Source organism: Variovorax raffinosi (assembly GCF_051216615.1).
GTDB lineage: Bacteria > Pseudomonadota > Gammaproteobacteria > Burkholderiales > Burkholderiaceae_C > Variovorax.
The window spans coordinates 608,502-630,419 of record NZ_JBPJZR010000001.1 but is presented as its reverse complement, the minus strand read 5'-3'; the positions used below and the strand labels follow the sequence as shown (position 1 = coordinate 630,419).

The 21,918-nt window shown below is 65.9% G+C and carries 22 protein-coding genes; 5 read left to right on the top strand and 17 right to left on the bottom strand.

Going from position 1 to position 21,918, the window contains the following annotated elements:
* Positions 1–10 precede the first annotated feature (10 nt).
* Complete coding sequence (locus ACSFB7_RS02985) at positions 11–799, bottom strand: AraC family transcriptional regulator (RefSeq protein ID WP_435466904.1); 789 nt, start codon at positions 797–799, stop codon at positions 11–13.
* A gap of 102 nt (positions 800–901) precedes the next feature.
* Between ACSFB7_RS02985 and ACSFB7_RS02980 the strand changes: the two genes are divergently transcribed.
* Positions 902–1,573 carry an MSMEG_1061 family FMN-dependent PPOX-type flavoprotein gene (locus ACSFB7_RS02980; RefSeq protein WP_435466902.1) on the top strand — a complete coding sequence of 224 codons (672 nt, stop codon included), beginning with the start codon at positions 902–904 and terminating at the stop codon, positions 1,571–1,573.
* A gap of 7 nt (positions 1,574–1,580) precedes the next feature.
* On the opposite strand, the gene ACSFB7_RS02975 is transcribed toward ACSFB7_RS02980, so the two are convergent.
* The 3 genes from ACSFB7_RS02975 to ACSFB7_RS02965 form a co-directional block, all read right to left on the bottom strand.
* On the bottom strand, positions 1,581–2,411 hold the full coding sequence (locus ACSFB7_RS02975; RefSeq protein ID WP_435466900.1) for an AraC family transcriptional regulator: 831 nt from the start codon (positions 2,409–2,411) through the stop codon (positions 1,581–1,583).
* A 55-nt stretch (positions 2,412–2,466) separates the two neighbouring features.
* A complete protein-coding gene (locus tag ACSFB7_RS02970; RefSeq protein ID WP_435466898.1) occupies positions 2,467–3,153 on the bottom strand; it encodes a class I SAM-dependent methyltransferase in 687 nt (228 codons plus the stop codon).
* A gap of 62 nt (positions 3,154–3,215) precedes the next feature.
* Entirely contained in the window at positions 3,216–3,572 is a 357-nt protein-coding gene (locus ACSFB7_RS02965; protein WP_435466896.1) for a DUF2845 domain-containing protein, read from the bottom strand.
* A 200-nt stretch (positions 3,573–3,772) separates the two neighbouring features.
* On the opposite strand from ACSFB7_RS02965, the gene ACSFB7_RS02960 reads away from it, so the two are divergent.
* Positions 3,773–5,521 (top strand): carboxylesterase/lipase family protein, encoded by a 1,749-nt coding sequence (locus ACSFB7_RS02960; RefSeq protein ID WP_435466894.1) that lies wholly within the window; start codon positions 3,773–3,775, stop codon positions 5,519–5,521.
* A gap of 28 nt (positions 5,522–5,549) precedes the next feature.
* Here ACSFB7_RS02960 and ACSFB7_RS02955 read toward each other — a convergent pair whose 3' ends face one another.
* The 4 genes from ACSFB7_RS02955 to ACSFB7_RS02940 all read right to left on the bottom strand — a co-directional run bounded on the left by ACSFB7_RS02955 (position 5,550) and on the right by ACSFB7_RS02940 (position 8,678).
* Complete coding sequence (locus ACSFB7_RS02955) at positions 5,550–6,182, bottom strand: response regulator (RefSeq protein WP_435466892.1); 633 nt, start codon at positions 6,180–6,182, stop codon at positions 5,550–5,552.
* Positions 6,183–6,196: 14 nt separating this feature from the next.
* Positions 6,197–7,240, bottom strand: a complete 1,044-nt coding sequence (locus tag ACSFB7_RS02950; protein WP_435466890.1) for a PAS domain-containing sensor histidine kinase — start codon at positions 7,238–7,240, stop codon at positions 6,197–6,199.
* A gap of 113 nt (positions 7,241–7,353) precedes the next feature.
* Positions 7,354–8,220 carry a hypothetical protein gene (locus tag ACSFB7_RS02945; RefSeq protein ID WP_435466888.1) on the bottom strand — a complete coding sequence of 289 codons (867 nt, stop codon included), beginning with the start codon at positions 8,218–8,220 and terminating at the stop codon, positions 7,354–7,356.
* Between the two features lie 65 nt (positions 8,221–8,285).
* On the bottom strand, positions 8,286–8,678 hold the full coding sequence (locus ACSFB7_RS02940) for a VOC family protein (RefSeq protein ID WP_435466886.1): 393 nt from the start codon (positions 8,676–8,678) through the stop codon (positions 8,286–8,288).
* A 108-nt stretch (positions 8,679–8,786) separates the two neighbouring features.
* Here ACSFB7_RS02940 and ACSFB7_RS02935 point away from each other — a divergent pair, with 108 nt between their 5' ends.
* Both ACSFB7_RS02935 and ACSFB7_RS02930 read left to right on the top strand, forming a co-directional pair.
* On the top strand, positions 8,787–9,608 hold the full coding sequence (locus tag ACSFB7_RS02935; protein ID WP_435466884.1) for an APH(3'') family aminoglycoside O-phosphotransferase: 822 nt from the start codon (positions 8,787–8,789) through the stop codon (positions 9,606–9,608).
* 140 nt (positions 9,609–9,748) lie between these two features.
* Positions 9,749–10,168 carry a hypothetical protein gene (locus tag ACSFB7_RS02930; protein WP_435466882.1) on the top strand — a complete coding sequence of 140 codons (420 nt, stop codon included), beginning with the start codon at positions 9,749–9,751 and terminating at the stop codon, positions 10,166–10,168.
* Positions 10,169–10,227: 59 nt separating this feature from the next.
* Here ACSFB7_RS02930 and ACSFB7_RS02925 read toward each other — a convergent pair whose 3' ends face one another.
* Positions 10,228–10,647 carry a hypothetical protein gene (locus tag ACSFB7_RS02925; RefSeq protein ID WP_435466880.1) on the bottom strand — a complete coding sequence of 140 codons (420 nt, stop codon included), beginning with the start codon at positions 10,645–10,647 and terminating at the stop codon, positions 10,228–10,230.
* 257 nt (positions 10,648–10,904) lie between these two features.
* On the opposite strand from ACSFB7_RS02925, the gene ACSFB7_RS02920 reads away from it, so the two are divergent.
* Entirely contained in the window at positions 10,905–12,791 is a 1,887-nt protein-coding gene (locus tag ACSFB7_RS02920; RefSeq protein WP_435466879.1) for a CocE/NonD family hydrolase, read from the top strand.
* Positions 12,792–12,798: 7 nt separating this feature from the next.
* Here the strand turns inward: ACSFB7_RS02920 and ACSFB7_RS02915 are convergent, their stop codons facing one another.
* From ACSFB7_RS02915 to ACSFB7_RS02880, 8 genes are read right to left on the bottom strand one after another with little or no spacing between them, the layout of a single operon-like run.
* A complete protein-coding gene (locus ACSFB7_RS02915; protein WP_435466877.1) occupies positions 12,799–14,304 on the bottom strand; it encodes an amidohydrolase family protein in 1,506 nt (501 codons plus the stop codon).
* 26 nt (positions 14,305–14,330) lie between these two features.
* Positions 14,331–15,233 carry an ABC transporter permease gene (locus ACSFB7_RS02910; RefSeq protein WP_435466875.1) on the bottom strand — a complete coding sequence of 301 codons (903 nt, stop codon included), beginning with the start codon at positions 15,231–15,233 and terminating at the stop codon, positions 14,331–14,333.
* Entirely contained in the window at positions 15,230–16,279 is a 1,050-nt protein-coding gene (locus ACSFB7_RS02905; protein ID WP_435466873.1) for an ABC transporter permease, read from the bottom strand. The genes ACSFB7_RS02910 and ACSFB7_RS02905 overlap by 4 nt, the downstream gene beginning before the upstream one ends.
* A complete protein-coding gene (locus ACSFB7_RS02900) occupies positions 16,276–17,829 on the bottom strand; it encodes an ABC transporter ATP-binding protein (protein WP_435466871.1) in 1,554 nt (517 codons plus the stop codon). The genes ACSFB7_RS02905 and ACSFB7_RS02900 overlap by 4 nt, the downstream gene beginning before the upstream one ends.
* Before the next feature lie 16 nt (positions 17,830–17,845).
* Complete coding sequence (locus ACSFB7_RS02895) at positions 17,846–18,898, bottom strand: BMP family ABC transporter substrate-binding protein (protein ID WP_435466869.1); 1,053 nt, start codon at positions 18,896–18,898, stop codon at positions 17,846–17,848.
* A gap of 52 nt (positions 18,899–18,950) precedes the next feature.
* Positions 18,951–19,271, bottom strand: coding sequence for an NIPSNAP family protein (locus tag ACSFB7_RS02890; protein ID WP_435466867.1), 321 nt, complete (start codon positions 19,269–19,271; stop codon positions 18,951–18,953).
* 25 nt (positions 19,272–19,296) lie between these two features.
* Positions 19,297–20,922: a GMC family oxidoreductase gene (locus tag ACSFB7_RS02885; protein ID WP_435466865.1), complete on the bottom strand. Its 1,626-nt coding sequence runs from the start codon at positions 20,920–20,922 to the stop codon at positions 19,297–19,299.
* An 8-nt stretch (positions 20,923–20,930) separates the two neighbouring features.
* A complete protein-coding gene (locus ACSFB7_RS02880; RefSeq protein WP_435466863.1) occupies positions 20,931–21,782 on the bottom strand; it encodes a uracil-DNA glycosylase family protein in 852 nt (283 codons plus the stop codon).
* Positions 21,783–21,918: the final 136 nt, after the last annotated feature.

Here is a 21,918-nt window from a genome sequence, read left to right as displayed (position 1 = left end):
CGGCGTCGGCTCAGGCCGGTGGCGTCAGATGCGACCGGTACGCGGCCGGCGTTTCACCGAACATGCGCCTGAACAGACCGATGAACGCGCTGGCCGTGGAATAGCCGAGGTCTAGCGCAATCGCGGTGACGGGCATGCCCGCCGCCAGCATCTCGAGCGATCGCATCAGGCGGGCGCGCTGGCGCCAGGCCGTGAAGTTGAATCCGGTCTCCGCCACGAAGCGGCGGCTCAGGGTGCGTGAACTCATCGAGGCCCAGAGCGCCCAGCTTTCGAGGTCGCGGTCATCGGCCGGGTCGGCCAGCAGCGCCTTGGCGATCTTCTGCAGGCGCGGATCGCGTGGCGAAGGCAGGCCGAGCGCTTCGACGGGCAGGGTGCGGATTTCATCCAGGATGACTTCGGCAACGCGTGCCCTGGGCTCGTCGAGCGGACCGGGCGGCCAGGTGCTCGCCCGCAGCGCCGCCTCGCGCAGCAGGCCGGAGGTGCGCAGCGTGCACGGGCGCTTGGGCAGGCTTTCGCACGCATGCTCGGCCACATAGGCGCTCCATCCGTTGAAGGGGCCGTGTGTCCTGCCGGCGTGCAGGTGATTCGGCGGCAGCCAGACGGCGTGGATGGCGGGAACGACCCACACGCCTTCGTCGAGCACCACCGTCAGCAGGCCGCGCAGCGAGCCGAACAACTGCCCGCGGGCGTGGCGGTGCGGTTCGGCCGAATGCTCTTCGTCGCTGCTTCCGGTCACGACGAAAAGAACGGGGCCGTCCGCTTGGTCCCTTTCAGGCATGTCCAGGTTCAGGGCAGTCATGGCGGAATCATGATATTGGTTGGCTGGTCTGCTTTATAGCCGCCAGCGAATCGGCCCTATCTTCATCGGCATGACCATGAAGACCCCCCAGGAGATCGACAGATGAGCGGCAGCCAGCAACCTCGACACGGGCAGCAGGGCGACGGCGCGCCAGTGCCGCCGGACCTCAACGCGCTCTACGATCCGCCAGCGGAAAAAATCCAGAAGGCCGTGCTCGACCGCCTGGTCGGGTTTCACGAGGCGTACCTGAAGGCGGCCACCTTCTTCTGCCTGGCCACGGGCAGCGCGCGCGGGCTCGACGCCTCACCGCGCGGCGGGCCGCCGGGCTTTGTGCACGTGCTCGACGAAAACACCGTGGCCTATGCCGACTGGCCCGGCAACAACCGGATCGAGTCCTTGCGCAACCTGGAAAGCGACGAGCGCCTGGGCATGGTGTTTCTCTTTCCCGGGCTGGAGATCTTCATGCGCATCAACGGCCGGGGCCGGATCTCGACCGACCCCGGGTTGCTGGCCGAACTCAGGGAAGGTGACCGCGTGCCCAAGACCGCGACCGTGGTGTTGATCGACGAAGTGCTGCTGCATTGCGGTAAGGCCATCAACCGCGCCAGGCTCTGGCAAGACGACGCGCGCATCGACCGCAATGCACTGCCCTCGGTCGGCAAGATGATGGCCGAGCTGGCCAGGCTCGGCGACGCGCAGGCCCACATGGACGAGGCGCAGATCGAACAGGTCGATGCGCACTACGCGCAAGGGGTGCGCAACGACCTGTATTGACCCGTGCTCACGACGCGCGCGCGGCCACGTACTGCAGCGGCGTCATGCCGAAGGTGCGCTTGAAGTGCTTGTTGAGCGCGCTCTGGTCATAGAAGCCCGAAGCGAGCGCCGCATCGACCACCGACTGGCCCGCCTGCAGCCGCCGCAAGGCCGCGCGCAGGCGCAACTGGGTCAGGCAGGTGTGCGGCGTCAGGCCGATGGATCGCTTGAACGCGCCGATCAACTGGAATGGCGTGAGGTTGGCGACCGCGCCCATCTGCTCCAGCGTCAGGCGCTCCGCATGGCAGTCGTGCATCAGTTCGAGCACCGGGGCCAGCAGGCGCGCATCCGATGGCGCGCGGGGAATGCGCTGCGCCGCCTGCCCGTGCCTCTGGAACAGGTCGCCGAAGCTGCCCACCAGCAGTTCGCGATGGCGCAGGGCGTCCTGCTCGCCGTCGAGGGCGCGGTGCAGCTCCAGGAAGCCGGCGATCAGGTCCGGGTCATGAAAGACATTCGAGCGGAAGTACCGGGGCTGGTCGATGCCCAGCGACGACAGCACGCCATGCATGCCCGCCTCGCCCAGGTAGAAGGCCCGGTAGCGCCAGCGCTCGCTGCCGCCCATGTGGCCCGAATGCGGCTCGGTGGGGTTGAAGACCAGCAGCGCCTGCCGGTGGGCGGTGTCCGTGCGGCCCCGGCTGGTGAACTCCGAGCCGCCGATCTCGGTGGCCGCGACCACGAAGGAATCGTGGACATGGGGCGCGTAGCTGTGCGTCGTGAAGTCGGCATGGAGCATGTCCATGCCCGGCACGGCGGGTGCATGCCAGTAGCGCGACTTGTTGCGAGGGTCGGGTCGGGCCAAGGGAACCTCCTTTCGACGCGGGCCATGGTAGCGCTTCGGGCTGCCGCGCCCTTGCCTAGCGGCCGTGCTTCAGCAGCATTTCACGAACATCGTCCACCAGCCACAGGCCCAGGCATCGATCGCTTTGCGGAAACTGCAGGGGGCCGCTCGCCGAGGGATAAAGGATGGCCTCGGTGACGTTGCCTTCCACGATCAGGCGCCGGGGCGGCGGCAGATTGAACGGCGCCATTTCGAGATTGATCGGTGTCCAGCCGCCGGTCGGAATGTCCTGGTTGCGCGGCAATGAGCGATAGGTGAAGGTGGTGGTCAGGAACCACTTCGACCGGCTGGCGACCACGGCATGCAGGGCATGAAAGGTGTCGGCGTGCGAAAAATGAAACAGGCAATCGCGGCAGAGGATGAGGTCGACGGTCGGCAGGTCGTCGGCCAGCAGGTTCAGTTTGCTGAAGCGGCGCCCCGGCCTTGCAAAGCGCTCCGTGTTCCGCTGCACGAGTTCTTCGACGATGTCGGCGCCGGTGTAGTCGATGCCCGCCAGATCGACATGCTGCATCCAGTTGAAGTCTCCACACGGCAAGTCGAGCAATGTGCGGACCTGAAGTTCGCGCAGCAGATGCGGCAGTTCCCGGATGATCTGCGCGGTGTTCGTGAGTTCGGAACCCGCGCCGGACACGCTCTCTTTCGATCCCCAGGCGTTCGACGCGAAGATGTTGGAAAAGACAGTTTCGGGTGGCTGTGTGGTCATCTCGCGCGCGTGAAAAATTGAGTCGCGATGATCATAGTCGGCGGCAATGGACCGGCATTTCCCTAGCGCACCCTCTCGCCGTCACGTACCGATTCAACCGCGCCGTTGTAGAAGCGCACGATGCCCAGGAAGTTGCCCTGGCCGCGGTTGTAGACCCAGTCTTCCATCGGCACGCACTGCTGCGTGACGATCTGCTGGGCCGGTGCGCCGGGGTAGTTCGAGGGCACCCAGATCACCTGCGGGCGCGGCACGCAGACGAACTCCTTGGACAGCGGCTCGCCGCAGCGTTGCGTCACCGAGAACTTGGAGTCCCCGACGCTGGAAAGCGTGCCGCCGCAGCTCAGCGACTGCGCGGATGCGCTGCCGGTGTGCATGCCGGCGACAAGCAGGAAGAGGGCGCTCGCGGCGAGGGTTCGCATGTATTCCTTGGGCTTCTTGATCACCTGTGACTGTAGCCGCGCACCGGAGTTCATGTTCCTTTGCGGCCCCGAAGTCAATCGGAGAATTCTTCCCGGGCCCCGTCGATGACACCGAGACCACCGGCGCCTTGCGGTCCGCAGAATCGGACGATGACCCCGGCCGTCAGAGCCGGTCGCATCCACCCCGAGGAGACAACAACATGAACCGTCGGTATTGGTTACGCCTCGTCCGCATCGCTGCCCAATGGGCCATTGGCGCGCTTGCGGTCCTTTCGATTCCCGCGCTCGCCGCCTACAACCAGAGCCTCACGCGCACGCTCGATGCCGGCCAGATCTACGGCAAGGCCGCCAGCAACAACACGCAGGCCTTCCTGGGCATTCCCTTTGCGCAGCCGCCGGTCGGCAACCTGCGATGGCGCGCGCCGCAGCCGCCGGTGCCGTGGAGCGGATCGCGCGCCGCCACCACGCTGGCCGGCATGTGCGCGCAGGTCGGCAACCCCTTCGGCGAGCCCGACCCCGCGACCTTCGGCCAGCCCGTGGGCAGCGAGGATTGCCTTTACCTGAACGTGTGGCGCCCCAACTCCAGCGCCGACAACCTGCCGGTGTTTTTCTGGATCCACGGCGGCAGCAACACCAAGGGCACGGCGCGCGACCCGACCTACGACGGCGCCTACCTCGCGCAGAAGGCCAACATGGTGGTGGTGACGGTGCAGTACCGCATGGGCATGCTGGGCTGGCTCAACCACCCGGCCATGAAGACCGGTAACGCGCTGGACGACTCGGGCAACTTCACCACGCTCGACCTCGTGCGCGCGCTCGATTGGGTGAAGGCCAACGCCCGCGCCTTCGGCGGCAACCCCGGGCAAGTGACGGTGGCGGGCCAGTCGGCCGGTTGCATCAACACCTGGGGCCTGCTGCAGTCGCCGTTGGCCGAAGGCAAGTTCCAGCGCGCGGTGTGCATGTCGGGCATTCCCAATGCGTATCCGCCGGTGGTGGGCACGCTGGCGGCCGAGTCGCTGATCGACAGCCTGCTGGTCGACACCGGCCGCGCATCGACCACGGCACAGGCCACCGCGCAGCGCGCGACCATGAGCCAGGCCGACATCGCCGCGCTGCTGCGCAACGCCAGCGCGGCGCAGATCATGAAGTTCACGCCCAGCCCCGTGGTGCCCGGCCACTTCACCGACGGCACGGTGATCCGCGCCGCCGGCCTGCCGGGCCTGCTGCTGGGCAACTACAACAAGATGCCGATCATGATCGGATCGACGCACGACGAAGGCTCGTACTTCGCCTTCCTGTTCGGCATGGGCCAGCCCACGCAGCAGGAGTTCTGGAACCTGGCCAACTACGCACCGCCCGGCAGCGTGACCTTCAACCAGCTCATCAAGCCCGAGTTCCGCCCGATCTACACGCAGACGCACGAGGCGTTGACCTATGCGCTGGACAACGTGATCGACAACGTCATCCGCGTGCTGCGGCTGCAGAACGGCGACATCTACCGCTACAACTACAACTGGGACGACACGCCGCAGCCCTGGAAAGACACCTTCGGCGCCTTCCACGCGATCGACGTGGCCGCGCTGTTCGGCAACTTCGTGACCGACGAGCCGAACTTCATGCGCTTTGCCTGGAGCCCGGCGAACGCGAACAGCCGCAAGGCGCTGTCGGACAAGTTCATCGACTACACGGCCAGCTTTGCGCGCTATGGTGCACCCACGCGGCTGTTCGACGGCAAGACGCCGTGGACCGGCTGGACCAACTTCATCTGCCTGCTGTGCAACAAGCGGATGATCTTCGACAACCAGTCGTACATGTCGCCCGACGACTACCTGTTCTTCTGGCCGCGCTACACGCTGCTGTCGCCGCAGCAGCGCGACTTTCTTTCGCAGCAGATCGACTTCAACAACCTGCCGGAGTCGGTCGACCCGCTGCGCAGCGGACCGCGCTGAAGTGCTGTCGCGCCGTCGCGCCGTCGCGCTACTGGATGATTCCGTGGCGCACGGCGTAGAGCACCAGCTCGGCCGTGCTCGCCACGCCGAGTTTTTCAAGGATGTTGGTGCGGTGCGTGCTCACGGTCTTCACGCTGATGAGCATCTCTTCGCCGATCACCGTGAGCGAGATGCCCTTGAGCATCATCAGCATGATCTGGTGTTCGCGCACCGTCAGCCGCTGGTGCGCGGGGCGCTCGTCGCGGCCTTCGAGCTGGCCGCTCACCAATGGCGCGGCACGCGCGCTCAGGTACTGGCCGCCCGATGCAACGCGCCGTATGGCAAGTACCAGTTCGGCCGGCTCCGCGTCCTTGGCGATGTAGCCGCGCGCACCGGCCTGGATGGCGACCAGCGCGTACTGCTCCTCGGCGTACATCGACAGCATCAGCACCGGCAGCGCAGGCTGCGCCGCGCGGATCGAGGCCAGCACCTCGAGGCCGTTGCGGCCTTCCATGTTGATGTCGAGCAGCACCACGTCGAAGCGGCGGTGCCGCACCTGCTCCAGCGCTTCGGAGCCGTTGGCCGCCTCGCCGGTGGTGCGGATGTCGCTCTCGTCGAGCAGCAGGCGCTGCAGGCCCGAACGAAAGATCGTGTGGTCGTCGACCATGAGGATGTCGATCACCGTGGCGTTCCTCCTCAATGCAGCGGCGCACGCAGGCTCAGGCGCGTGCCCTGGCCCGGCGCCGAGTGGATCTGCAGCTCGCCGCCGATCTCGCGTGCCCGCTCGCGCATGCTCAGCAGGCCGAGTGCGCTGCCGCCGGGCGCGGCGGGGTCGAAGCCGCAGCCGTCGTCGTGCAGTTCCAGCCGCAGTTGCAGGTCTTCCACGCGCAGCGTCACGCCGACGTTGCGCGCCTTCGAGTGGCGCGAAACATTGGTCAGGCCCTCCTGGAAGATGCGGTACACCGCCGTCGTGTGACGAGGCAGCAGGCGCAAGGTCTTCGCGTCGGTGTCCAGCACATGCTGCACGCCAGAGCGGCGCGTGAACGCATGCAGCTCGTTGGCCAATGCGACCGACAGGTCGAGGTGGTCGAGCGCGCTCGGCCGCAGTGCTTCGGAAATCTGCTTGACCGTGTCGATGGTCTGCTGCGTCAGCGCGATCAGGCCCTGCGTGAGCGATTGCAGCTCGGGGTTTTCGGCGCGGCGCTGGATGCGTGTGGCATCCATCTTGATCGACGTGAGCATGCCGCCGAGCATGTCATGGATGTCGCGCGCCATCGCGAGGCGCTGCTCTTCGAGCTTGTTGGCGGTGTAGGCCGCCAACGCCTGGAGCTGTTCGCGCGAGCGCTTGAGTTCTTCCTCGTTGTGCACGCGGTCGGTCACGTCGACGCCCACGCCCATCACCGCGGGCCGGCCACGGTAGAGGATGCGCGAGCCGTGCACTTCGACAAAGCGCACGCGCCCGTCGCGATGGAGCCCGCGCGTGATGAAGTGCATGCTCGGCGGGTCGCCCGAAAGGCGGGCGCGGATGCGCGAGCGCACCACTTCCAGAAAGTCGGGCGGCACGATCTGCGCCAGCGACATGCCGGTCGCCTCCTGCACCGTGTAGCCCGCGATGCCCGCCCAGGTGGCGTTGCAGTAGACGAAGCAATCGTCCTGGATCACGTAGATGCCCGCGACCATCTGTTCCACGATGGTGTGGAAGGGCATGTCCGGCAGGCTTTCGTGTTCGAGGTCGGTCACGTGGCGGGGGAGCGATGGGCGCCGCCATGATAGGGCGGCATGCGGCCCGTGACTGCCTGCTGCGGGTTTGCGAGAAGCAGGGTTCCCCGTAGCCCTGGCCGGCAGAGGGCGCGTCAGGCGCTGGGGCTGCTGCGCACCCTGGCAATGGCGAAGCCCAGCGCGACCGCGACGCAGAGAAACGCCAGCACCGCCAGCCAGCCGGATTGGGTGAACACATAGGCGCCCAATGCGGCGCCTGCTGCCACCACGGCAGCCAGCCATTCGAGTGCGGAATCCAGCCAGCCGCTGGGCTTGCTTTTCCGTGGCCGGGTCGGGGCACTGTCGTGCTGCTCGGCGGGTTGCTTGCGTGGCTTTTTCTGCGGGCGCGAGAAGAGCGTGTTCAGCGCCGGTGTGGGCCACGACCATGTGTCCGATGTACCGATTCCGGACAGGAGCCACACTGGGTCCGCGTCATGCCGGCTGAGGTCGGTCGCGAGGTCGGCGAGCGCGCCTTTCCCGTCCAGCTTCTCCAGCGCGGCGAGGTCGGCGCGCAGCCACTGTTCGGCATCGGCCGCATCGGGCAGGCCGACGGTGCGCAGCAGGATGTGGTCGGCAAAGCCCTCTGCGATCAGCGCCTCGAAGCCTTCGTAGATCGGCCGGTAGCGTTCGCCGACGGCCGCGACGATCTTCTCGCGCCGGCTCGCCAGCCTTGCGAGGGCCGAGGGCTTGTCGGTCACGAGGTACGGGTACGTCGCATCCGCGCCGAAGTCCGCCAGGCATTCTTCGCGCTCGATGGCGCAGGCTTCATCGTCGATGTCGTACTCATCGATGAAGCGCGCATGCCGGATGTCGCCTTCGCTGAAGAGCGCGCGCCAGAACAGCGGAAAGAAGGCATTGGCCTCCAGCTCGCCGCCGTGGCCGAAGAAGTCGCGCCATTCGTTCAGGCTGCCCTGTGGCATGCGGGGCAAGGTCGAACTGCTCAGAAAGACAGGATGCGACATGGTTCTACTCCCTGTGAATTTCGGCGGCCTCGATCAACGCGGCGCGCGTGTGCGGATGCGCCGGCTCAACCGCCGATGGGGGAGCACAGCTCGACCAGCGTGCCATCGGGGCAACGAACGTACGAGACCACCTGCCCCCACGGCTTGGCGGTCGGCGGCGTGAGTTCCGATGCGCCGGCCGCAACAGCGCGCGCATGCGCAGCCTTCACGTCGTCGGTGACAAAGCCGAGTTCGATGCCCAGCGGCTTGGCCGACTCCGATGCGGCCACATGCCCTTGCGGAAAGTTCGATGCGGCCAGCTCGTGTGAGGCAAAAGAGAGCGTGGTGTCTCCCGTGAGCAGCTCGCCATAGGTGCCCGATTCATGCAGGAACTTTCTCTGGAAACCAAAGGCCTGCTCGAAGAACTGGAGGGACTGGGCCACGTCGGGGACGTAGACGATGGTGTAGCCGAATTTCATGAGGGTGATCGATGGTGTGGGTGAACGAGGGCGTATAGATTCCGCAGAGCCGCACTCTACCCAGAACCTGCGCGAACTCAACCCGATGCGCCTGCGAACAGAAAGCCCATGAACCCTGAACATCTTCTTCCGCTGCTGCCAGTGGGCAAGCAATGGATTGCCGCGCCATCGGGCGAATCCGGCGACACCGTCTACCGGCGCAGCGACGGCGCGGCATTCGCCAAGGTGTCGATGGGCGAGGGTGCGGCGTCGCTTGAAGAAGAGCGCCGCCGCACCGAATGGCTGGCGCCGTTCAACATCGGTTCGGCCACGGTGCTCGACTGGCGTTCATCGGAACACGGTGCTTGCCTCGTCACGAGCGTCGTCGCGGGCGTGCCGGCCAGCGAATTGAGCGCGGCCGAACTGCTCAAGGCGTGGCCCTCGATGGCGCAACGGCTGAAGGCATTGCACGAGGTTCCGGCTGCGGGCTGCCCGTTCGAGCGCAGGCTCGGCGCGATGTTCGACCGCGCTGCGGACGTGGTCGCTAGGGGCGCGGTCAACCCTGAATTTCTTGACCCTGATCAGCAGGATATTCCGCCACCAGTCCTGCTCGATGCCTTGCGCGTGCAGTTGCCCGAACGGCTGGCGCAGGAAGCGCGCGATCTGGTCGTGTGCCACGGCGATGCATGCATGCCGAACTTCATGGTCGATCCGGTGACGCTGCGCTGCACGGGGCTGATCGATCTCGGCCGACTGGGCACGGCGGACCGGCATGTCGACTTCTCGCTTTTTCTTGCGAATGCGCGAGAGAGCTGGAAAGGGCCCGAGGACGCGCTGATCGCCAGGGCGCTCCTGTCCGAGACTTTTGGGGCGCAGGCATTGGACGACGGGCGCCTCGACTTCTACCTTCGGCTGGACCCCTTGACCTGGGGTGTCGACGTGAGCGATTGAAGGCCCACAAGAGAGGGTAGTTGCTAGGGCGGAGACCTATGGCGAACATCCGCCGGAGCAAGCAGAATGCGGCCACGAATGGTGGACGGCCCGGGTCTGGTGCCCCGGGGCCATGTGTCTCGCGACTGCGGAGGGTTCAGATGCTTCCCATCGTCATTTCTCTTGCTGCAACGGTCATCCTGCTCGTCTGGATGGGCTTCTTCATGATGGGCTCGCTGCCGTTGCTCGTGCTCAAGCACGACACCCCGCTGGACTCGCGCTTCATCCGTGGCCTGTTCAACGTCTACTACCTCGCCGTGATGCTGACCGGGAGCGCGGCGGCGCTTTGCTATGTGTGGTCCGGCAGGTTCGTCTTCGCCGTCGGCATGGCGTTGATCGCGGCCTTGGCGTTCGCGCTGCGACGCTGGCTCATCATCCCGCGCATGGACTTCTTGCGTCACACGATTCCCGAGGCCGACAGCTCGATCTTCCAGTTCCGCCGGCTTCACATCGTGGGGATGATGCTCAACGTGGCGCAGCTCGGCACGGTGGCCTGGTCATTGACGAAGCTGGGGTTTTGATCGGCACGGTGCCGGCTTCGGGCCGTTGCGTGACCTTGGCAGCTTCGTGAAACTGCGGCTCAGCCGCAAAAGATGAAGTACCCGGCCAAGCCCGCGGCCACGTAAGTCGCAATGCCGATGAGCGCCATCGCGTCCTCGGAGGCCACCAACGAACCGTCATCGGCACGCGAAAAACCGTACCAGGAGAACTGCAGGCCTGCGCCGGGGAATCCGATGCGAACCTGCCCCAAGGTCACCACCTTGAATGCGCCCAGAAGCAGCAGGAGCACAGCGCCTTCACCCAGTACATGCACGAGCAGGTACAAGCAGACCGCTGCGGGCGCGAGCAGCACGACAAGGGCAATGATTCCGGCGGTGCTTGCAGCAAGTTCGTCTTTGAAGACGAGTGCCAGGAGCGTGGCGCCAGCCGACACGAGCGCTGCAATGATCCAGCGATTTCGGGTCATAGCGAAACCTTGACGCGAAGCGATTGGCGGCAACGGTTCGCGATCCGTGCGTCGCTCGAATACCGACGGTTTTCTTCTTGATGCATTGCTCGCATGGGTGTCCTTGTGGCCGACTGTAGCTGGTCTCCTCGCGCCCTTGAAAGAGCAACTTCAGCCCGCAAAAAGCAAGCCATCTTCATGCGCCCTTAATCAACCCTTCATGAATTTCGACAGCCGTTTTCATTGCCGCTAGATTGCGCGCCGATGCCTCGTCGGGGCATCGGCACACAACACTCAATGGAGACGGATTCATGAAGATTTCTGGTTGTCGAAGGCGCTGGCTGGCGATCGCTTCGTCGGTGGTTCTTGCGGCCGTGCTCAGCGCTTGCGGTGGTGGTTCGTCCGGCGTTTCGTTCTTTCCAGCCATCGGGGGCGGCGGCACTCCGCCTGCCCCGCCCCCCGAAGGAGGGGGCGAAGGGGCGCTTCGCAAATGGGGCTACATCACGCTGCCCGACGGCAACCGCATGCGCTACAGCGTGATGCTTCCGCGCGCGACGGGGGCCTTTCCGGTGTTGATCGAATACGACGGCTATACCTCGGGGTCGCAGTCGGGCGAGGCCAAGCGCTGGGTGCCCGAGGGCTATGCGGTGATGGGCCTCAACCTGCCCGGCACGGGCTGTTCGAGCGGCGAAGACCAGTTGTTCGATGCCACGATCGGCGCTGCCGGCGCATTCGCGGTCGAATGGGCTGCGAAGCAGCCGTGGTCTACCGGCAAGGTCGGCATGGTGGGCTACTCCTATCCAGGCTTCAACCAGCTCTGGGTGGCGGCACAGCGGCCAGCGGGGCTTGTGGCCATCGCCCCGGGAAAGAACGTGACCGACCCATACCGCGACCTGGCCTACCCGGGCGGCATCCAGAACATCGGTTTTCCGTCGCTGTGGTGGTCGCGTTTCCCAGACCTCTGGAAGGATGCGGCGACGATGGCCAGGACGCTCGATGGCGACACGGAATGCGAGAGAACGGTGGCCGAGAACATCGAGAAGATCAAGCGGCCGGACCTCGACCTGAACACATGGCTCGACAACGACCCGTACTACGGCGCGCGCTATGCGAAGAAGAGCGCCATGCTGGTCACCCGCAACATCGACATTCCGACGCTCGGCACCCAAGCGTGGCAGGACGAACAAGTGGGGCCCCGCATGGGGTACTACGAGGAAACCATCGCACCCGAGAAGATGTGGTTGATCAGCTCCAACGGCACGCACGACACGAGCGAGTCGAGTGCCTACATCTTCGATGTGCAGAAGCGCTTCTATGCGCACTTCCTCAAAGGAGAAGCCAACGGTTTCGAGCGCGAGCCGCATGTGCATCTGCTGCAGGAGCTGCAGATGTCAGAGGGCGCCGGGGAGTATCCAGACCTGACACCCACGGCCGTGGCGACCTTCGAGCGCCTGCCGGTCAAGGCGACGCCGATGCGGCTGTGGCTCAAGCCCGGCGGCACCATGGACGACGTACCGACCGAAGACAGCCCGGTGCCGTCCAGCGACTACCAGTACCCGGTCGAAAGCCCGGCGGTCAACAACCCCTACGAGGAAGGCTGGAAGCCGGTGACCACGCCCGGCGGGCAACTCACCTTCACGACAGCGGCGCTTCCGGAGAGCCTGAGCTTCTACGGTGAAGGCTCGGTCGATCTCTGGCTGAGTTCGACCACCAACGACGCCGATCTGCAGGTCACCGTGTCGGAGATCCGGCCTGATGGCATGGAGATGTTCGTGCAGCGCGGCTGGCTGCGCGCTTCAAAGCGGCAACTGGACGGTGCGAAGTCGAGCGTGTTGCGGCCCTGGGGTGATTTCACCGAAGCGGCCATGAAGCCGCTGGTGCCGAAAGAACCCGCGCAGATGCGACTGGAGATCCAGAAGTTCGCACACGTCTTTCGCGCGGGCTCCAGCATTCGCCTGACGATCGACACACCGTCGCAGACTGGCTACTGGGTGTTCGGAAGCAGCAAGACGCCTTCGACCTATACCGTGTGGCATGACAGGAACCGGCCCTCGAGCATTGTCCTGGGCCATGTGAAGTACGCGCATGCCAATGCCTTGCCGGACTGCAAGGCGACCCAGCGGCAGCCCTGCCGCAAGCTGGATATTCCGTTGCCGGCGCGGGTCCCGCCGGGCGTCGGGCCGAAGGCGCCGGTGTGACGCCTGTCTAGCGCTGCAGGCCGATATCGGTCGCCTTGCAGCGCCGGATGACTTCAGAAAAGTAAGGCTCGAACACCCGGTTGGCAACTTCCCATCGGCCGTGTTCTTCCAGGTACGCGGGAAGGAGCTGGTTCAGTTCGCTCCATACATCCTTCTCGCGCACCGTGGCGAGTTGGCCATCGCGAAAGACGATGCGGCCCGCCACCATCACGAGTTCGATCGAGCTGCCGTTCTCGCAATAGGCCAACTGCTTGACGATGTCGTTCTTCGGCCGGAAGTTGTCGTTGTCCAAATCCAGCATCACGAGGTCGGCGGCCTTGCCGACTTCGAGCGAACCGGTCACATCGTCGAGCATCGCGGTGCGGGCGCCGTTCAGCGTGGCCATGCGCAGCGTCTCGATGGCGCTCAGCCATTGCGTGGGTGGCGTGCCGCCGGTGTTGTGCATCAGCGCGGCGAAGCGGATCAGGTCGAACACGCGGACACTGTCGTTGGACGACAGGCCATCGGTGCCCAGCCCGATCGCCACGCCCGCGTCCAGCAGTTTGCGGATGGGCGCCAGGCCCGAGCCCAGCTTGAGGTTGCTCAACGGGTTGTGCACCACCGAGCAACCGGCACGGCCCATCTGCGCGATGTCCTCGTCGGTGATCCAGATGGCATGGGCCAGCGTGGTGTGGCGGTCCAGCACACCGATGTCGCGCATGTGGGCCAGCAGCGTCTTGCCGTAGAACATCTGGCCGGCCACGGCCTGCACCTTGGTTTCGAGCAGGTGGGTGTGCAGTGGCACGCCGTGCTGCACGGCCAGCGCGTGACAGGCCTGCAGCATGTCGGTGGTGCAGCGCTGCGGCGCCGACGGCGTGATGGCAAAGCGCAGGCGGCCATCGGCCTGTCCGTGAAATTGCCTGAAGGCTTCCTGGCAATAGGCGGTGTAGTCGGCGGCCGTGGTCGGCGCGCCGAAGCTGAGTTGGTTGCGCAGGTGTTCCGGAAACACCTCGCGGCCGAAGGGCGTGGAATCGAGCACCGGCGTGTTGAGCACGGCACTGGACACGTTCACGCGAATGCCGGCGTCGCGGTACGCCTGGAAGACGATGCCGAGCCGCTCGGTGCTGTGCGCCATCGGGTCGAAGAAATCGTCGCACAGCGTGGTCACGCCATTCTTCAGCGACTGCATCGCCAGCAGCAGCGTGCGCAGGTAGAGCAGGCGGTCCGGGATCGGCGCGCCCGAGATGTATGTGTAGGCGTACAGCAGCCAGGTTTCCAGCGGCATCTGCTCGTAGCGGCCCTTGAAGAAGGTCTCGCTCGAATGGGTGTGCGCGTTGACGAGGCCGGGCATCAGCAGCTTGCCGTGCGCCGCGATGACTTCGCATGACTCCGGGGCCGCAAGGCCTTTGCCGATGGCCGCGATCTTGCCGCCCTGCAGCAGCACATCGGCGCGCATGGGGCGCTCGCCATGCGGCTTCGCCATGGTCAGGACTTCCGCGCCCTGGAACAGGATGGACTTCGGTTCTGTGGTCATGCGTTGCTGCTCCTCATGCGTGCCGCTCAGTCGCGCATTTCCGCCGTGCCCCGGATCGAGCCGAGACCGCCGCGCAGCTTGGTGCTGAGCCACACGCCGAAGACCGTGGCGATGTAGGGCAGGGCCTGCAGCAGGTCGTTGGAGATTGCGCCGCCGTAGATCAGCTGCGCGCGAATGCCCAGCGCCGAGACGATGGCGAAGAACAGCGCCGCCGCTGTCGCGCCGAGCGCACTGCCGGCGCCGAAGATCACGGCCGCAAAAGCCATGAAGCCGCGGCCGGCCGTCATGTTCTGCGAAAAGATCTGCAGGCTGCCGCCGGCCAGCTCGGCGCCGCCCATGGCGCACAGGATGCCGCCGAGCGCCAGTGCCAGCAGGCGCATGCGGCTGGGGTTCACGCCCACGCTGCGCGCCGCGAACGGATGCTCGCCCGAAGCCGACATCTGCAAGCCCAGGCGCGTGCGTTCCAGCAGCAGCCACACCAGCCAGACGGCAACGGGCATGAACAGCACGAACACCGACAGGCTGCCCAGCGGACCGAGGTCGGCGTCGAACAGGCTGTTGAGCTTGGGAATGCCGAAGGGCGCCGTTACCGTGGCTTCGCTGTCGTACAGCGCCTGGATGGCCAGCGAGGTGCCGCCAAGGCCCAGCCCGGTCAGGCCCAGGCCCGCGATGATCGGGTTGGCCTTGAGCTTCTCGACCACGTACCACAGCAGTGCCGAGGCCGCCACGCACAGCGCGCAGGCGATCAGCATGGCCTGCACGAAGGATTCGGTCTGCACGATGCCCACGATCAGCGCGCAACTGCCAATGATCATCAGCCCTTCGAGGCCCAGGTTCCAGACGCCCGCGCGCTGGGCCAGCACCCCCGCCAGCGTGACGTAGATCAGCGGCGTGCCCGAAATGAGGATGGAAACCAGGGTGTCTGTCATGCCGGCTTTCGGGTCAGGAGCTTGTCCAGCCACTTGGCGCGGGACGTGATGAAGAGGGCGATGGTGGCGTTGATCACCTCGATGGCCGCTGCCGGCATGCCGACCATCACCGGCAGGTACAGCGCGGCCGACGCCAGCGCGCCGAAGAAGAGCGCGGAGACGGCGGTGCCCACGATGGACAACTGCGCCACCAGCGCGATCAGGATGGCGGTGAAACCGTGCGCGGGCAGGAAGCCGCTTGCCAATCGGCCGTTGGGCCCCAGCAGCTCGATGCCGCCGGCCAGCCCGGCCAGCGCACCGCTCACGAGAAAGCTGAACAGGCCGATCCGCCCGACACGCGCGCCTTGCCACGCCACCATGGTCGGATTGCGCCCGGCCAGGTTGGCCACGATGCCCAGCGCCGTGCGGTTGGCCAGCAGCCACGACAGCACGAACACCAGCAGCGTCAGGATGATGATGAGCGGCGACACGCCCAGCGAATCGGAGATGCGGTACGCATCCGCAATCGGGCGGCTGGAGGCCTGCTGCCCCGAGCCCGTCGGGTCTTTCAGTGGACCGGAGGTCACGTACACCAGCAGCAGGCCCGCGAGGAAGTTGCCCATCAGCGTGGTGATGACTTCGTCGGTGCCCGAGCGCAGGCGCAGCAGCCCCGGCCACATGGCCCACAGCGCGCCACCCAGCATGCCCGCGAGCAGGCAGCACGACACGACGATCCACGCCGGTGCGCCCGACAGCCATTCGGCCGTGAACGCCGCGAAGATCGAGCCGATGTAGAACTGCCCCTGCGCGCCGATGTTGAAGAAGCCCGCGCGGAACGCGATGGCCACGCCCGTCGCGGTGATGAACAGCGGCATGGCCCAGCGCAGGCCCTGGTGCAGCGCACCGTCGCGCAGGAACGCGCCTTCGAGGATGCCGGTGAACAGCTCGCCGACCGGCAGCCCCGCGCAGAAGAATGCGAGCGCGCACAGCAGCAGCGCGAAGCACACGAAGAGCAGCACGCGCAGCACAGGCAGCATGCGCGCCAAAGACAAGGCGTTCGACGTCATGCGTGCGCTCCCACCATCGCCTGGCCGACCTGGCGCAGGTCGTAGGGCGCGCTGTACTCGCCGACGACCTGCCCGCGCAGCATCACCAGCACGCGGTCGCTGATGTCGAAGAGTTCGTCGAGGTCGGAAGAAATCAGGATGATCGCGGCGCCCCGGTCGCGTGCCTGGCGCAATGCCTTCCACACATAGGCGGTGGCGCCGATGTCCAGGCCGCGCGTGGGTTGGGCCGCGATGATGAGGCGGGCGCTGTCGTCCACCTCGCGCGCGAAAATCACCTTCTGCGCATTGCCGCCCGAGAGCGAGCCCGCGGGCTGGCTGCAGGTGGCGTAGCGCACGTCCCACTGCGTGAGCGCCGAGTCGCACTCGGCCTGCAGCTTCTTCGGCCGCACGAAGGACAGCAGGCCGTCTTTCAGCAGGCGGCCCATGGCCCAGTTTTCCCACAGGCTGCTGTTCAGCGAGAGGCCTTCCACGTTGCGCTCGAAAGGAATGATGCGAAGGCCGGCCGCGCGGCGCGTGGCCAGGTCGCTGTGCGTCAGGTCCTTGCCGTCGAAGGAGAGGGTGCCGCTGGCGGTTTCCGCCAATGCGGCGATGGCGCGCACCAGGGTGCGTTGCCCGTTGCCTTCGACGCCCGCGATGCCGATGATTTCTCCGGCGCGGATGTCCAGGCTCACATGGGCCAGCGCGGCGCCTTCGGCATCGGGTCGGGTCGACAGGTCGTGCATGCGCATGACGGTCGGTGCGGCGAGATTGGGCTTTCGGGTGACGGGTTCGCTGCCTGCTGGCAACGGTGCCTTGGCGTCGCCCATGATCCACTGGCTCAGGTCGGCCGCGCCGATCGAGGCGCACGGCACCGGGCCCATGACATGTTCTCCGCGCCGCAGCACGCTCACGGTGTCGGCAATGGCCATCATTTCGCGGATCTTGTGCAGGATGAGCACGACGGTCACGCCGCGCTTCTTCAATATGCGGATGCGCTCGAACAGCGTCTCTACACCGGCGGGTGCGAGCACGGCCGTCGGCTCGTCGAGGATGAGCACCCTGGCATCGGTCACCAGTGCCCGCGCGATCTCGATGCCTTGCTGCGTCTCGATCGGCAGGTTGCGAATGACCTCGCGCGGACTGACCGCAAGGCCCAGTCCGTCCAGGTGCGACTGCCAGCGCTTTTCGAGCTGGCGCGAAGTGAACAGGCCGCGATGCCGGCTCGAGCCGAACTCCATAGCCTGCGCCACCGTGAACGAGGCCGGCAGGGCAAAGCTCTGGTGCACCAGCTCCACGCCGGCTGCGCGCGCCGCGCTCACATGGCCGGTGCGAATCTCGTGGTCACCGATGCGCACGCGCCCGTGCGTGGGCTTCACCAGCCCCGAGCAGACGCGCGCAAAGGTGGTCTTGCCCGCACCGTTCTGGCCGACGACCGCATGAATCAGTCCTTGCTCGAAGGCGATGGAAACATCCGACAGCGCCTTCACGGTGTCGTACTGCACCGTGACGCCATCGAGGACCAGCGCGGCGCCCGGTGGGGCGGCCGCGCCGTTCAAGGAACTTCTGTTCATGCTGCAGCCGGAAGAATCAAAGGACGGTGTTGAACGGCACCTTCAGCGCGCCGCTGAGGATGGCCGCCTGCGCGGTGCGGATCTCGGCCATCGTCGCTTCGGCCTTGGCCGCGACCGCCTTGTCGCCGTCCTTCTGGAACAGCGGCGAGAGTTCGAGCGCGACGACGCCGGTGCCCAGGCCGGTGTGCAGGTGCGAGCCGCCCTTGCCAGCCTTCATGATGCGCGAGGCTTCGTCGTACAGCGACTTGCCGAAGTGCAGGCTGACGATGGAGATCAGCGACTTGGTGCCCTGCGGATACTGCGCCGGGTCGAGGCAGCTCACGAGGCGGCCGGGCTTGTCGTTGGCGGCAGCGATGATGCCCGCGTCGGTGGCGGCGGCATCGGTCTGGATGAAGTCGATGCCGCTGTTGTACATCTGCGTGGCGATCTCTCGGCCCTTCACCGGGTCCTGGAACGAGCCCGCGAAGGCCACCGTGACGGTGGCGCCCTTGCGCACCGACAGCACGCCGGCCTTGAAGGCGTTGAAGTCCGCATTCAGCGGCGGGATCGACATGCCGCCGATGAAGCCGATCTTGCCGGTGGTCGACATGCGCCCCGCAAAGATGCCGGCCAGGTAGGTGCCCAGGTAGTAGTCATACGAGACGGTCGTCACGTTCGCGATGGCCGGCTTCATCTCGTCGCCGAACAGTTGCAGCCACTGCGTCTTCGGGTACTTGGGCGCGAGCGCCTTGAAGGGCTCGGTGACCTCGTTGAAGGTCGACACGATGACGGCCGCGCCGGCATCGCCCAGCGTGCGGAAGATGGTCTCGTAGGTCGACGGGTCCTTGGCGTAGATCGCGCGGGTCTGCATGCCCGTTTCCTTGCCCAGCAGCTTCAGGCGCGCAATCATCGCGTCGACCGCGCTGGCATCGCCCGCGGCCTGCGTGTGCACCAGCGCGATCAGCCCGCCCTTGGCGTTGGCGATCAACGGAAAGAGCGCGCTGGCCATGGCCACACCGCTCAGGCTGGCTGCAGCTTTCAGAATCTGCCGGCGTGGGTTGGCGGCGCGAGAGGTGGCGTTGGTTGTCATGCGGATATCTCTGGGGTTGAAGAACGGGCGAACTTGCGGGGAGACAAGGAACTCAGGGCGTGGGCGAGCTGGGTGCGGGATTCATGATCATCACGTCCTGGCTCTGGATGGCGTCCAGCGCCCACACGCTCTTGATGAAGGACTGCCAGTCGGGGTCGGCATACATCGCGGCGCGCCGGGCCTCGCGGTCGGCAAGGCTGTCGTAGGCCCAGATCAGCACCGTGGTGTGCAGGCGGCCGATTTCCGAAACATAGAGGCCCACGAACTTGTTCAGGTGCCGTTTCTGCACCGGCAGGCCCTCGCGTTCGTACTTCTCGCGCCACTGGTCGATGGTGCCGGGGCGGAAGGTATAGAGGCGGTGTTCGATGATCATCAAGTGCTCTTTCTGTCCTGTGGATCTACTGGCCGGCCAGGATGAATTCGGCGCACTTCTCGCCGATCATGATGGCCGGTGCATTGGTGTTGCCGCTGGAGATGACCGGCATGATCGAAGCGTCGGCCACGCGCAGGTTGGCGATGCCGTGCACCTTCAGGCGATGGTCGACCACCGCCATGTCGTCGTTGCCCATCTTGCAGGTGCCGACCGGGTGGAAGGTCGTCATGGCGGTGGCGCGCAGCCAGGCCATCAGCTCTTCATCGCTCTGCTTTTCAGGGCCGGGTGCGATCTCCTTGCCGCGGTAGGCATCGAACGCGGGTTGGTCGATGACCTGGCGCGTCGCGCGGATCGCATTGACCATGGTCTTGCGGTCGAAGTCGGTGTCCAGGTAGTTGGGCTGGATCAGCGGTGCGTCGGTCGGGCGACCCGAGCGCAGGCGAATGCGGCCCTTGCTGTCGGGGTTGACCGGCCCCACGCGCAGCGTGAAGCCGTGCTTGGCCTCGATGCTGGTCTTCTTGAACGGGTTCGGAAAATACAGGTTGGCTGTTTTTTCCAGCGCGGGCATGAAGTGCAGTTGCACATCGGGGTTCGCAAGCTCGGGCGAGGTCTTGATGAAGGCGCCGGCCTCGTAGGGAAAGGTGGTGGTGATGCCTTCGCCGAACAGCATGCCCTGCACGACCGAGAACGCGATCTTGTCGAAGCGCAGGTCCTTGTAGAGCGTGACGGGCTGCTTGCATTCGTAGGCCATGACGCAGTCCACGTGGTCCTGCAGGTTGCCGCCCACGCCGGGCAGGGCTTTGAGCACCGGAATGTCGTGCGTCTCCAGTTCGGCACGCGGGCCGATGCCGGACAGCATCAGCAGATGCGGCGAGCCGACGACACCGGCGCAAAGAATCACTTCCTTGCGGGCGCGCACGGTGCGCATCTGGCCCTGGACTTCGTACGCCACGCCCACGGCCTTCGACTTCTCGACGATCACCTTGTGCGTGAGGGCGCGCGTGACGACCTTGAGGTTGCTGCGCTTGAGCGCCGGCCGCAAAAAGGCGAACGACGTGGACCAGCGCTTGCCCTTCTTGATGGTGAAGTCGTAGCGCCCGAAGCCCAGTTGGGTGGGGCCGTTGAAGTCGTCGTTCAGCGGGTAGCCGGCCTGCTTGCCCGCTTCGCAGAACACGTCGAGCAAGGCATTCCAGCCGCGCGCGCGGCACACCGTCAGCTCGCCCTGGGTGTTGTGGAACACGCCTTCGCGCTGGATGTGGCCTTCGGAGCGCTTGAAGGCCGGCAGCACGTCCTTGTACGACCAGCCGGGGTTGCCCATGGCGGCCCAGCCGTCGTAGTCCTGCTTGCCGCCGCGCACATAGATCATTCCGTTGATGGTCGACGTGCCGCCCAGCACCTTGCCGCGCGGCCAGTAGAGCTTGCGGCCGTTGAGGTTGGGCTCGGGCTCGGTGTGGAAGTGCCAGTTGTAGATGCCGGACTGGAACAGCTTGCCCATCAGCATCGGCAGGCGGAACAGCGGGTTGGAGTCCTTGCCACCCGCTTCGAGCAGCAGCACGCGCGTGGCGGGGCGGGCGCTGAGCCGTGCGGCGAGGGCGCAGCCTGCGGAGCCCGCGCCCACGATGATGTAGTCGTAGTCGTTCGCGTCGTTCATGAAAGAAGTCACCAGTTCAGGGGAGCGCCGCCCATCTCCGCGAGATAGGCGTTGCACAGTGCAAAGGGGTTGGGCAGAGCGAGCACCGCGTCGGCGCTGGCGGGGTGTTCGCGCAGGATGCAGGCGACGTTGCGGCGGCGGCCCTCGACCACGCCGGCCGATTGCAGGGCCTGCGCGGCGGAGGCACCGAAGCCCATGAAGACCAATGGCTCGTCACGCTCCAGCAGGTGGTTGAGCACTGCATCGATCAGTGGCTTCCACAGCACCAGATGGCCGTGGGACTGGTGCGGGTCGATGCCGACTTGGAAACGGCTGAGCGTGAAGGAGGTGTTGAGCAGCAGCACGCCTTGTTCGCACCAGCGGTCGCTCAAGGTCGCGGGCGATTCGAAGGGCAGCGCGCCCGATTCGAGCGCCTGCAACGTGTGCGGCCAGTTGGCGAAGGCGCCGCCATAGCGGGCATCGCCGGTGCGCGCCTCGGCCACCATCTGCACCCAGGCGCGGATGCTCCTGGTGAACATCTTGTCGAGTTCGCGCCACTCGGCCACGTTGCCGACCTCGAAGGCGCGGCCGGTGGCAATGTCGATCGATGGATACGGGTCTTGCCCCAGCACCACGCAACGCACCTGCGAAGGCGCCACGCTGTCGAAGGCCTTGAGCATGTGCGCGCCGGCGGGCATGCCGGGCAGGCGACGGGCCTTGCGCGCCGGGAAGATGGGCTCCCAGGCTTCCAGCGCCAGGGCTGCATCGACGCCATCGAAATCAAGCTGCACGTCAGCGAGAACTGCACGCCATGCATCGGGCAGATCGGCGGGCCAGTCCGTCAGTGTTTCTTGCAGGGCGGTGCGCAGGGTTTGGGGCATGGAGTACATTCAAACGCTAAAAACTGACCAGTTCGTCAGGAAATTCTAAAGAATAAACTGACGAGTTGGTCAGAAATTTTTGCTAGGTGATTTCCCGCTGCCCGCAAGGCGCCCCCTAGAATTTGTTCCCGGTAAA